At 55.3% G+C, this 10,256-nt stretch carries 10 protein-coding genes; 7 read left to right on the plus strand and 3 right to left on the minus strand.

Annotated elements, in window-relative coordinates; all coding sequences use genetic code 11:
* Window positions 1–43 precede the first annotated feature (43 nt).
* The 5 genes from hemE to OGV74_RS03615 all read left to right on the plus strand — a co-directional run bounded on the left by hemE (window position 44) and on the right by OGV74_RS03615 (window position 3,585).
* Window positions 44–1,108 carry a uroporphyrinogen decarboxylase gene (gene hemE, locus OGV74_RS03595; protein WP_003826889.1) on the plus strand — a complete coding sequence of 355 codons (1,065 nt, stop codon included), beginning with the start codon at window positions 44–46 and terminating at the stop codon, window positions 1,106–1,108.
* Between the two features lie 9 nt (window positions 1,109–1,117).
* Window positions 1,118–1,798, plus strand: a complete 681-nt coding sequence (nfi, locus tag OGV74_RS03600) for a deoxyribonuclease V (RefSeq protein ID WP_003033072.1) — start codon at window positions 1,118–1,120, stop codon at window positions 1,796–1,798.
* 33 nt (window positions 1,799–1,831) lie between these two features.
* The gene (locus OGV74_RS03605) at window positions 1,832–2,422 is read left to right on the plus strand and encodes a YjaG family protein (RefSeq protein ID WP_003842015.1); all 591 of its coding nucleotides are present in this window, start codon (window positions 1,832–1,834) and stop codon (window positions 2,420–2,422) included.
* A 186-nt stretch (window positions 2,423–2,608) separates the two neighbouring features.
* Window positions 2,609–2,881 (plus strand): nucleoid-associated protein HU-alpha, encoded by a 273-nt coding sequence (hupA, locus tag OGV74_RS03610; protein WP_001044509.1) that lies wholly within the window; start codon window positions 2,609–2,611, stop codon window positions 2,879–2,881.
* Between the two features lie 11 nt (window positions 2,882–2,892).
* Complete coding sequence (locus OGV74_RS03615; protein ID WP_003033064.1) at window positions 2,893–3,585, plus strand: DUF1481 domain-containing protein; 693 nt, start codon at window positions 2,893–2,895, stop codon at window positions 3,583–3,585.
* A 23-nt stretch (window positions 3,586–3,608) separates the two neighbouring features.
* On the opposite strand, the gene zraP is transcribed toward OGV74_RS03615, so the two are convergent.
* On the minus strand, window positions 3,609–4,052 hold the full coding sequence (gene zraP / locus OGV74_RS03620; protein ID WP_048219998.1) for a zinc resistance sensor/chaperone ZraP: 444 nt from the start codon (window positions 4,050–4,052) through the stop codon (window positions 3,609–3,611).
* A 264-nt stretch (window positions 4,053–4,316) separates the two neighbouring features.
* Here zraP and zraS point away from each other — a divergent pair, with 264 nt between their 5' ends.
* Both zraS and zraR read left to right on the plus strand, forming a co-directional pair.
* Window positions 4,317–5,702, plus strand: coding sequence for a two-component system sensor histidine kinase ZraS (zraS, locus tag OGV74_RS03625; RefSeq protein ID WP_086504748.1), 1,386 nt, complete (start codon window positions 4,317–4,319; stop codon window positions 5,700–5,702).
* 5 nt (window positions 5,703–5,707) lie between these two features.
* On the plus strand, window positions 5,708–7,033 hold the full coding sequence (gene zraR / locus OGV74_RS03630; protein ID WP_086504749.1) for a sigma-54-dependent response regulator transcription factor ZraR: 1,326 nt from the start codon (window positions 5,708–5,710) through the stop codon (window positions 7,031–7,033).
* Here zraR and purD read toward each other — a convergent pair.
* Together purD and purH are read right to left on the minus strand one after the other, a co-directional pair.
* Window positions 7,030–8,319 (minus strand): phosphoribosylamine--glycine ligase, encoded by a 1,290-nt coding sequence (gene purD / locus OGV74_RS03635; RefSeq protein WP_086504750.1) that lies wholly within the window; start codon window positions 8,317–8,319, stop codon window positions 7,030–7,032. The two genes, zraR and purD, sit on opposite strands and share 4 nt — an antisense overlap.
* Window positions 8,320–8,334: 15 nt before the next feature.
* Window positions 8,335–9,924: a bifunctional phosphoribosylaminoimidazolecarboxamide formyltransferase/IMP cyclohydrolase gene (purH, locus tag OGV74_RS03640; RefSeq protein ID WP_086504751.1), complete on the minus strand. Its 1,590-nt coding sequence runs from the start codon at window positions 9,922–9,924 to the stop codon at window positions 8,335–8,337.
* Window positions 9,925–10,256 lie beyond the last annotated feature (332 nt).

The raw sequence follows: 10,256 nt of genomic DNA on the forward strand, positions 1-10,256 counted from the left end.
GTGGTGATACACTGATGGACTGACGCAATAAGGAACTGCAAAAATGACCGAACTGAAGAACGATCGTTATCTGCGTGCGCTGCTGCGCCAGCCCGTTGATGTCACTCCGGTATGGATGATGCGCCAGGCAGGCCGTTATCTACCGGAATACAAAGCTACCCGTGCCGAAGCGGGCGATTTTATGGCGCTGTGCAAAAATGCCGAGCTGGCCTGCGAAGTCACGCTGCAGCCGCTTCGTCGCTATAAACTTGATGCCGCGATCCTCTTCTCCGATATCCTGACGATCCCGGATGCGATGGGACTCGGGCTGTATTTTGAAGCAGGAGAAGGTCCACGCTTCACCTCTCCGATTACCAGCAAGGCTGACGTCGACAAACTGCCGATCCCGGACCCGGAAGATGGGCTGGGATACGTGATGAACGCGGTGCGCACTATCCGCCGTGAACTGAAAGGCGAAGTGCCGCTGATCGGCTTCTCCGGTAGCCCGTGGACGCTGGCGACCTACATGGTTGAAGGCGGCAGCAGCAAAGCCTTCACCGTGATTAAAAAGATGATGTATGCCGACCCTAAAGCGCTGCATCTGCTGCTTGATAAGCTGGCGAAGAGCGTCACGCTGTACCTGAACGCGCAGATCAAAGCGGGCGCGCAGTCGGTGATGATTTTCGATACCTGGGGCGGTGTACTGACCGGTCGCGACTATCAGCAGTTCTCCCTGTACTACATGCACAAAATCGTCGATGGCCTGCTACGCGAGAACGAAGGTCGTCGCGTACCTGTGACCCTGTTTACCAAAGGCGGTGGTCAGTGGCTGGAAGCGATGGCGGAAACCGGCTGTGATGCGTTAGGTCTCGACTGGACCACTGACATTGCCGATGCGCGTCGTCGTGTAGGTCATAAAGTGGCGCTACAGGGCAATATGGATCCGTCCATGCTGTATGCACCGCCAGCCCGCATCGAAGAAGAGGTGGCGACAATTCTGGCCGGATTCGGTCAGGGCGAAGGGCATGTCTTTAACCTGGGCCACGGCATTCATCAGGACGTCCCGCCAGAACATGCGGGTGTCTTTGTGGAGGCGGTACATCGGTTGTCCGAACAGTACCACCGCTAAGGAGTCATTATGGATCTTGCGTCATTACGCGCGCAGCAGCTTGAACTGGCCTCTTCATTGATCCGCGAGGATCGTCTGAAGAACGATCCGCCGGATCTGATCGGCGGGGCGGACGTTGGGTTTGAGCAGGGTGGCGAAGTGACGCGAGCCGCGATGGTCTTACTGAAGTATCCCACGCTTGAACTGGTTGAATACAAGGTGGCGCGTATCGCCACTACCATGCCTTACATTCCCGGTTTTCTCTCCTTTCGTGAAACCCCCGCGCTGATGGCCGCCTGGCAACTGCTCTCGCACAAGCCAGATCTGCTGTTCGTTGACGGGCACGGCATTTCGCACCCGCGCCGTCTGGGCGTGGCCAGCCATTTTGGCCTGCTGGTGGACGTCCCAACGATTGGTGTGGCGAAAAAACGGCTGTGTGGCAAGTTTGAACCGCTCGCTGCTGAACCCGGTGCGCTAGTGCCATTGCTGGATAAAGGCGAACAGCTGGCATGGGTCTGGCGCAGCAAAGCGCGCTGTAACCCGTTGTTTATCTCTACGGGCCACCGCGTGAGTATGGACAGCGCACTGGCGTGGGTACAACGCTGTATGAACGGCTATCGTCTGCCGGAACCAACGCGCTGGGCAGATGCGGTGGCATCCGAACGCCCGGCTTTTACGCGGCTTGCAGCAAAAGCGCCCCATATCGGGTAAACTGCGGCTAATTTCCGTATTTGAGAACTCATCATGTTACAAAATCCGATTCACCTGCGTCTGGAGAAGCTGGAAAGCTGGCAGCACGTCACGTTTATGGCCTGTCTGTGCGAACGCATGTACCCGAATTACGCCATGTTCTGCAAGCAAACTGAATTTGGCGATGGACAGATTTACCGCCGAATTCTGGATCTGATTTGGGAAGCGCTGACGGTTAAAGACGCGAAAATCAATTTCGACAGCCAGTTGGAAAAGTTTGAAGAGGCCATTCCTTCTGCAGACGATTATGATCTGTACGGCGTTTATCCGGCGATTGATGCCTGTGTGGCATTAAGCGAACTGATGCATTCACGTCTTAGCGGTGAAACGCTGGAGCATGCAATTGAAGTTAGTAAAGCTTCGATTACGACGGTAGCGATGCTGGAAATGACCCAGGCTGGTCGCGAAATGACCGATGAGGAGCTCAAAGAGAACCCTGCCGTTGAGCAAGAATGGGATATTCAGTGGGAAATTTTCCGACTTTTAGCCGACTGTGAAGAACGCGATATTGAGCTGATAAAAGGACTGCGTGCAGACCTGCGAGAGGCTGGCGAGAGCAATATTGGTATAAATTTTCAGCAATGACACCACAAAACGTGATTTAACGCCTGATTTGTCGTGCCTGAAGGCTTCCCATCCGCCCCCGGTCTGGTCTACATTTGGGGGGCGAAAAAAAGTGGCTATCGGTGCGTGTATGCAGGAGAGTGCTTTTCTGGCATTTCCGTCGCACTCGATGCTTAGCAAGCGATAAACACATTGTAAGGATAACTTATGAACAAGACTCAACTGATTGATGTAATTGCAGACAAAGCAGAACTGTCTAAAACACAGGCTAAAGCTGCTCTGGAATCCACTCTGGCTGCTATTACTGAGTCTCTGAAAGAAGGCGATGCTGTACAACTGGTTGGTTTCGGTACCTTCAAAGTGAACCACCGTGCTGAGCGCACTGGCCGCAACCCGCAGACCGGTAAAGAAATCAAAATTGCCGCAGCTAACGTACCGGCATTTGTTTCTGGTAAAGCACTGAAAGACGCGGTTAAGTAATTCGCGTGGCAGTGAACAGTTTTAACGAAGGGGCGGTTTCGCCCCTTTTGTCCATCTGGCGTCATACGCTTTGGCTTTCAGGTGTTCTGTTACTGTCTGCCTGCGGTAGCCATTCTGAGCTTCCTCCGTTCACGGCCAGCGGCTATGTTGGCGATCAGGGGGCGGTACGCATTTGGCGTAAAGACTCCGGTGACGATGTTCACTTGCTCTCGGTATTTAGTCCGTGGCGAAAAGGCGAAACCACTACCAGTGAATACCGCTGGCAGGGTGATTCGCTCTCTCTCATAGAACTCAACGTTTACAGTAAACCGGCTGAACATGTCCGTATACGCTTTGATGACCGGGGCGAACTGAGCTTCATGCAGCGTGAAGTCGACGGGCAAAAGCAGCAGCTTTCCAGCGATCAAATCGCGCTTTACCGCTATCGCGCCGATCAAATTCGCCAGACCAGCGATGCGCTGCGTCAGGGACGGGTGATATTGCGTCAGGGACGTTGGCATGCGGATAACACGGTCACAACCTGTGAAGGTGAAACGCTGAAGCCAGACCTGGAGTCGTGGGCGATAAACCATATCGAGCGCCGCCAGAAACATTCATCCGTAGAGGTGAGTGTGGCATGGCTGGAAGCGCCCGAAGGGTCGCAGATACTGCTAGTCGCCAATGAAGATTTTTGTCACTGGCAGCCTACAGCCAAAACTTTCTGATAATCTGCCATCAGGCAATACTGTTACCAGTGACCCATTCCCATATGGCCGCCGCCGCGATGGTTACTGCCACCGCCGCATCCGCCGTAGCCCATTCCCGCGCCACGTGGCACGCCAGCCTGCGCCATTGCGACATCGCGTTTAACGCGCTGCTCGTCCAGAGACTGATTCAACGCTTCCATCTCTTTTGCAACGGCATTAATTTTTGCCGTGTCCGGCGAGCTGGCCGTTAATAGTGCATTGTACTCATAACGTTTGGATGTCAGCTGTTGGCGCAACGCGCTGGTCTGGGAGTAGTAATCATCATAGATTTTCTGTGCGGCAGCCTGCTGCTCAGCGGTCATTGGGGTACCGCCCCGTTGCTGCATTCCATCACCATATCCCCAGTGATTCTGCGCCAGTACCGGGGTGGAGCCCAGTGCGATCAGAGAAAGTGCAATCAGTGCCAGTTTGTTGTTCCGTTTCATCGTTCGTTCTCCTGTTGGTTAGCTTACATTCCCTATTGCATCTTCCGTGCCAAAGCGGCAATCCCAGTCCTGCGGGCGTCGTACCCGCCGTCTTTGCAGGAAAACGAGTAAAAATGACCCGCCAGAACGCGCCAGCGAGTCATTTTTACCCGGTACTTTCAGCTGTTTGTGTCTGAGGGCAGGGTTATCAGGGGGAAAAAATGGCATGATTTCTGCTGTATACCTGCAACGATGAAAGGAACAAGTGGGGTAAAGGGAGAGCGTATGCGTCTTTATAAGGATACGGTGGCAAAGTGGTTGAGCCGACTCTTGCTGGCGGCAATCCTGATTTTGGTCGGCTGGTTTTCGATTATGACTATTCGGGACTATGGGCGGGAAAGTGGCGCCGCGCGGCAAACGCTACTGGAGAAAGGCAGCGTGCTCATTCGCGCTCTGGAGTCTGGTACGCGTGTAGGCATGGGGATGCGCATGCATCATGCCCAGCAGCAGACGCTCCTGGAGGAAATGGCCGTACAACCAGGCGTGCTATGGTTTGCCGTCGTCGATGAGCATGGTGTCATTATTACTCACAGCAATGCCGCGATGGTCGGAAAAACGCTCTATTCACCGGATGTCCTGCGACAGCTTAGTCCCGGGGAGCAAGAAAGCTGGCGAAATATTGAAATTCCAGCGAGGGATGGTGAAAAAACGCCGGCCCTGGAAATTTATCGCCAGTTTCAGCCGATGTATGGTCCAGGACGCCACGGCATGGCGCGCTGTGCCAGCAATGACGGGCAGTTTATCACCCCAGTGCAAACCATATTTATCGCCTTTGATGCCAGCGATCTGACAGCGACTCAGGCAAGAGAGTGGCGTAACACACTGATAGTCCTCTGTGCGCTGGCGGCTGTGTTGCTGGCCACCGTACTGACGTTCTTCTGGTATCAGCGCTATCAGCGTTCGTACAAAGAACTTCAGGATGCGATGAAGCGTAAAGAAAAACTGTTAGCGCTCGGGCATCTTGCGGCTGGAGTGGCGCATGAAATTCGTAACCCGCTTTCATCGATCAAAGGTCTGGCGAAGTATTTTGCCGAACGAACCCCGGCAGGAGGCGAGTCGCATGAGCTGGCACAGGTGATGGCGAAAGAGGCGGATCGTTTAAATCGGGTGGTGAGCGAGCTGCTGGAGCTGGTGAAGCCTGCACATCTGACGCTGCAACAGGTGGATCTCAATGAGGTTATCACCCACTCATTACACCTGGTGGGTCAGGATGCGGCAAGCAGGGAAATCCAGCTCCGCTTTTCGGCCAATTCTACGCTGCCCGCTATCCAGGCCGATCCTGACCGACTGACTCAGGTTTTGTTGAATCTGTATCTGAACGCCATTCATGCGATTGGTCGTCAGGGCACGATCACGGTTGAAGCGAATGAAAGCAGCGGCGATCGCGTTAAAATTGTGGTTACCGATAGCGGGAAGGGAATTGCAGCGGAACAGCTGGAGGCCATTTTTACGCCTTACTTTACAACCAAAGCTGACGGAACCGGCCTCGGGCTGGCGGTGGTGCAGAACATTATCGAACAGCATGGTGGCACCATTCAGGTGGTAAGCGTTGAGGGCAAAGGTGCGACCTTTACTCTTTGGCTGCCGACCAAAGCGAAACAACAGGATTAACAAGGATGACGCGCGGAAAAATCAATATTCTGGTAGTAGATGACGATATCAGCCACTGCACCATTTTACAGGCGCTGCTGCGCGGCTGGGGTTATGAGGTCGCGCTGGCCTATAGCGGGCGAGCGGCGCTGGAACAGGTGCGCGAACGCGTATTTGATTTAGTGCTGTGTGATGTACGCATGGCGGAGATGGACGGTATCGCAACGCTGAAAGAGATTAAAGCGCTGAATCCGGCGATTCCGGTCTTGATCATGACGGCGTTCTCCAGCGTAGAGACCGCCGTTGAGGCGCTTAAAACCGGGGCGCTGGACTACTTAATCAAGCCGCTGGATTTTGACCGTCTGCAGGAGACGCTGGAAAAGGCGCTGGCGCATACGCGGGAAATGGGCGCTGAATTGCCGTCAGCGTCGGCTGCGCAGTTTGGCATGATTGGCAGCAGTCCGGCGATGCAGAAGTTGCTCAATGAAATCGCGATGGTTGCGCCCTCAGATGCGACAGTGCTCATTCACGGAGACTCCGGCACGGGCAAAGAACTGGTGGCCCGGGCGCTGCATGCCAGCAGCGCCCGTCGCGATAAGCCGCTGGTGACGCTCAACTGCGCGGCGCTTAATGAATCGCTGCTGGAGTCCGAACTTTTTGGTCACGAGAAAGGGGCGTTTACCGGGGCGGATAAACGCCGGGAAGGGCGCTTTGTGGAAGCCGATGGTGGCACGTTATTTCTTGATGAAATTGGCGATATCTCACCGCTGATGCAGGTGCGTTTGCTGCGGGCTATCCAGGAGCGAGAAGTACAGCGGGTTGGCAGCAACCAGACTATTGCGGTTGATGTCCGGCTGATAGCCGCTACGCATCGCGATCTAGCAGAGGAAGTCAGCGCCGGGCGCTTTCGTCAGGATCTCTACTATCGTCTGAACGTCGTCACCATTGAAATGCCAGCGCTGTGCCAGCGCCGGGAAGATATTCCGCTGTTAGCCGAACATTTTCTCCAGCGTTTTGCCGCGCGTAACCGTAAAGCGGTGAAAGGCTTTACTCCGCAGGCGATGGATCTGCTGATCCACTACGACTGGCCGGGCAATATTCGTGAGCTGGAAAATGCGATTGAGCGCTCGGTGGTGCTGCTGACGGGGGAATATATTTCCGAACGTGAACTGCCGATGGCGATTGCCGCGACGCCGATAAAAATGGAATTCAGTGGCGAGATCCAACCGCTGGTGGATGTCGAAAAGGAGGTGATTCTGGCGGCGCTTGAAAAAACGGGCGGCAATAAAACGGAAGCCGCCCGTCAGTTAGGCATTACGCGTAAAACGCTGCTGGCGAAAATTTCGCGTTAGCGTTGCTCGCGTTCAATGGCGCGCCAGCCGATGTCGTTACGGCTGAAGCTGCCATCCCAGCGGATGTCGGTCATCAGGGCGTAAGCGCGTTTCTGCGCTTCAGCCACGGTGTTACCCAGCGCGGTGGCGCACAGCACGCGACCACCGTTGGTCAGCACGCGATCGTCTGCAGACAGTTTGGTACCCGCGTGGAACACTTTACCGTCAGCGACGTCTTCCAGCGGCAGACCGTGGATCTCATCGCCGATATTGTAATTACCCGGATAACCTCCGGCGGCAATGACCACACCCAGCGAGGCGCGTTCGTCCCACTCGGAGGTTTTCTCATCCAGCTTGCCGTCACAGGCGGCGAGGCACAGCTCCACCAGATCGGACTTCATGCGCAGCATGATCGGCTGGGTTTCCGGATCGCCGAAGCGGCAGTTAAACTCGATAACCTTTGGGTTGCCCTGCTTGTCGATCATCAGGCCCGCATAAAGGAAACCGGTGTAGGTGTTACCTTCCGCCGCCATGCCTTTCACGGTTGGCCAGATGATGCGTTCCATGGTGCGCTGATGCACTTCATCAGTTACCACCGGCGCTGGTGAGTAAGCACCCATCCCGCCGGTGTTTGGGCCGGTATCGCCATTGCCCACGCGCTTATGGTCCTGGCTGGTGGCCATCGGCAGCACGTGCTCACCGTCGACCATGACAATAAAGCTCGCTTCTTCACCGTCGAGGAACTCTTCAATCACGATGCGGTGGCCCGCGTCGCCAAACGCGTTACCGGCCAGCATGTCATGAACCGCGGCTTCGGCTTCCTCCAGCGTCATCGCCACGATAACGCCTTTCCCGGCAGCCAGACCATCGGCTTTGATAACGATCGGCGCGCCTTTCTCGCGCAGGTAAGCCAGCGCTGGTTCGATTTCGGTGAAGTTCTGGTACTCCGCCGTTGGGATCTGGTGGCGCGCGAGGAAATCTTTGGTGAAGGCTTTGGAGCCTTCCAGCTGCGCGGCGCCTTCGGTTGGGCCGAAGATTTTCAGACCGGCGGCGCGGAACGCATCGACCACGCCAATCACCAGCGGCGCTTCCGGGCCAACGATGGTCAGATCGATCTTCTCGTTCTGGGCAAAGTCCAGCAGCGCCGGGATATCGGTTACTCCGATGGCCACGTTTTGCAGCGTGGGCTCCAGCGCGGTGCCCGCATTGCCCGGGGCGACAAATACCGTTTTGACTTTTGGCGACTGCGCCGCTTTCCACGCCAGGGCGTGCTCGCGCCCGCCGTTGCCAATCACTAATACTTTCATCGTCTGCTCCGTGGATTAATGGCGGAAGTGGCGCATATCGGTAAATACCATCGCAATGCCGTGTTCATTGGCGGCGGCAATCACTTCGTCATCGCGAATAGAACCACCCGGCTGGATCACGCAGGTCACACCGGCGGCAGCAGCGGCATCAATCCCGTCGCGGAACGGGAAGAAAGCGTCAGAAGCCATTGCAGAACCTTTCACTTCCAGGCCTTCGTCGGCCGCTTTGATCCCGGCGATTTTCGCGGAGTACACGCGGCTCATCTGGCCTGCGCCTATGCCAATAGTCATGTTCTCTTTGGCATAAACAATGGCATTGGATTTCACGAACTTCGCCACTTTCCAGCAGAACAGCGCATCGCGCAGCTCCTGCTCGGTCGGCTGACGTTTGGACACCACGCGCAGTTCACCTTCGGTCACCATACCCAGGTCACGGTCCTGAACCAGCAGACCGCCGTTAACGCGTTTAAAGTCCAGGCCCGGAACGCGCTGCGCCCATTGGCCGCAGACCAGCACCCGAACGTTCTGCTTGGCAGCGGTAATTTTCAGTGCTTCTTCGGTGGCGGATGGGGCGATGATCACTTCCACGAACTGGCGGGAGATGATCGCCTGCGCGGTTTCAGCATCCAGCTCGCGGTTAAAGGCGATGATGCCGCCGAACGCGGAGGTCGGGTCGGTTTTATAGGCGCGGTTGTAAGCGTCAAGAATAGAGGTACTTACTGCTACGCCACACGGGTTAGCGTGCTTAACGATCACACAGGCTGGCTCGTTGAATTCTTTCACGCACTCCAGCGCCGCATCGGTATCGGCGATGTTGTTGTAGGAAAGTGCTTTGCCCTGTACCTGCTGCGCGGTGGCAACGGAGGCTTCTTTAACATTCTCTTCTATATAGAAGGCAGCCTGCTGGTGGCTGTTCTCGCCGTAGCGCATATCCTGCTTCTTAATGAAGTTCAGGTTCAGCGTACGTGGGAAGCGACCGGCGGCTTCTTTGCTTTCACCGTGGTAGGCCGGAACCATGCTGCCGAAGTAGTTGGCGATCATGCTGTCGTAAGCGGCGGTGTGTTCGAAGGCTTTAATCGCGAGATCGAAACGGGTGTCGAGGGTCAGAGAACCGTCGTTGGCATCCATCTCTTTAATAATGGCGTCGTAGTCGCTGCTCTTCACAACGATAGCTACATCTTTATGGTTCTTGGCAGCGGAGCGCACCATGGTCGGGCCGCCAATATCAATGTTCTCTACTGCATCTTCCAGAGAACAGCCTTCGCGGGCGACGGTCTGGGCGAATGGATACAGGTTAACAACCACCATATCGATAGGCGCGATACCATGTTGTTCCATTATTCCGTCATCCTGACCGCGACGACCAAGAATGCCACCGTGGACCTTCGGATGCAGGGTCTTCACGCGTCCATCCATCATTTCCGGGAAGCCGGTGTAATCGGAAACTTCGGTCACTGGCAGACCTTTCTCCGCTAACAGGCGCGCAGTGCCACCTGTAGACAGCAGCTCCACACCACGTGCGGAAAGTGCCTGAGCGAATTCGATGATACCGGCCTTGTCAGAAACACTGAGCAGAGCGCGGCGGACTGGACGACGTTGTTGCATGGTAAATCCCCTGGATTTGACTATTACAGAGAGCGTTAGGTGAATTCTTGGCTAAAAACTCAGCTAACGCCCCTTACGGGGCATCCTTGTTGTGCGGGGGCATTGTAACGAAAACGTTTGCGCAACGCTCGCGAATTTTTAATTTTCGATTTTGACCTCTTCTTTTTCAGTTGAAAGAGGCTGATATAACGAGAGGATCGTAGAAACGATCGTGTGGTTTGTGGATAACTCTGTGCGTAAATGGGTATAAGACGGGGTTTTGCTGTGGAATGCAGCAGTCAGTCATTTTTCTGTCATTTAAGGGTTGCGGGCCACAGGAAACTCCCTATAAT

This window comes from Citrobacter sp. Cf116, assembly GCF_030336505.1.
GTDB classification, from domain to species: domain Bacteria; phylum Pseudomonadota; class Gammaproteobacteria; order Enterobacterales; family Enterobacteriaceae; genus Citrobacter; species Citrobacter freundii.